A 1,485-nucleotide genomic window follows, 5' to 3' on the forward strand; every position below is an offset into this window, starting at 1 on the left:
ACCCCCGGCAGCCCCATCGCCCTGCTCAGCGCCACCCCCGACGAGGCGTTCGCCTACGCCTACGACCCCTACGGAGTCCCCACCATCACCGAGGACTCCGACACCACCGCCATCAACGAGAACCCGTACCTCTTCGCCGGAGGCATCCAAGACCGCACCACCGGCTGGATCCACTACGGCGCCCGCTACTACGACCCCACCACCGGCAGCTTCACCCAGCAAGACAGCCTAGACGCACCGCTGGACCCGCTCAACGGCAACCGGTACGCCTACGCCGGCAACGACCCGGTCAACATCACCGACCCCACCGGATACGACGCGGACTACTCGTGCAATATTGCGGCCGGCGGCCTTGCCTTCTCGCTTCTCGGTCTTGGTGCGGCTGCAATCGCTCCTGCACCACCAGTGGGCGCTGCCTTAATTTCAGGGGGAAGCGTCATCCTAGCGGGGGGTCTCATCTATTCGACACTTGGCGTCGCAGATAGTTGCTACGAGGATGGGGAGAACATCTATTATTAATACAAGCGACAAGATAGTCATCTTCTGCGTCATCATTGCCGGCATTCTTACAATGGTCTCGCGCCTTGTAGGAGCCTCATTAGAGACGTGGACGACCACCGATACGCTCTTCATTGTGGGTGGGGTAGGTTTGGTGGCTGGAGCGATTGCGTACGGGCTAAAGCGATCAAGAGGGGCTGGTTCGTCGAAGGACGGCTGATGCCGCTACGTCCACATCGGAGCCACCGGAGCCACCGGAGCCACCGGAGCCACCGGAGCCACCGGGTCAAACTATCCTAGTAACTAGTTCAATCGTCAACGCTTCCGGTTCCTGCGCGCCCTATTAATACGTTAGGAACGACCGACAGGTCAAATTCTCTCAAGGGCCTCAATACTCAATGGATTAAGCGATGACCAGTGCGCCGGCCAGCATGATCACCGCAGGCAACCACTTGAATCGCCAGCGATCAGGTTGACGACTGCGCCATGGAAACGACCTTGAAGAATGTTCGCCTTCCGGAATCGCTTCCATCATTATCGGAGTAGTGGTAGCTCGGCGCTTGCGCTCCGCCAACCAGTGATGGGCAGCTCGGGCCCCGATCATCATTCGACGACCCCCAGAGAGAAAAACCATTGTGTCCCCGCAACCTGACTTCCAAGAACCGCGACCATTACGCCCTCTTACCATGATTGTTGGTGGGCTCATGGTCGTGCTTGGCATAGGGACACTCGTTACCACCACCAACTTGCGCGCAGGGACAACCTTTCTGATAGTTGCCGGCACTCATATTCGCACTGCGTCTAATGGTTCCCCCGAGTCGCGGAAAAGCCCGAAGTCCCGCTACGGGACGCCTTTTTGTCATGTGGTAGGTTATCGGTCATACCCAGGGGAGGTATGACCGGCCGCGGATGGGTAGCGGAGGACTGATCGCACCGCCAGGCCCTTTACGTCTACGACGCCACCCCCGGCAGCCCCATCGCCCTGCT

1 protein-coding gene is annotated in these 1,485 nt (G+C 59.4%); it reads left to right on the forward strand.

Features of this window, described 5'->3' with window-relative positions:
* Positions 1-519, forward strand: a 519-nt coding sequence (locus GC722_RS10905; protein ID WP_197430017.1) for an RHS repeat-associated core domain-containing protein, incomplete at its 5' end; no start/stop codon positions are given.
* Between the last annotated feature and the right edge of the window lie 966 nt (positions 520-1,485).

Origin of the sequence: Auraticoccus cholistanensis (genome assembly GCF_009742705.1) — a bacterium.
Lineage (GTDB): Bacteria > Actinomycetota > Actinomycetes > Propionibacteriales > Propionibacteriaceae > Auraticoccus > Auraticoccus cholistanensis.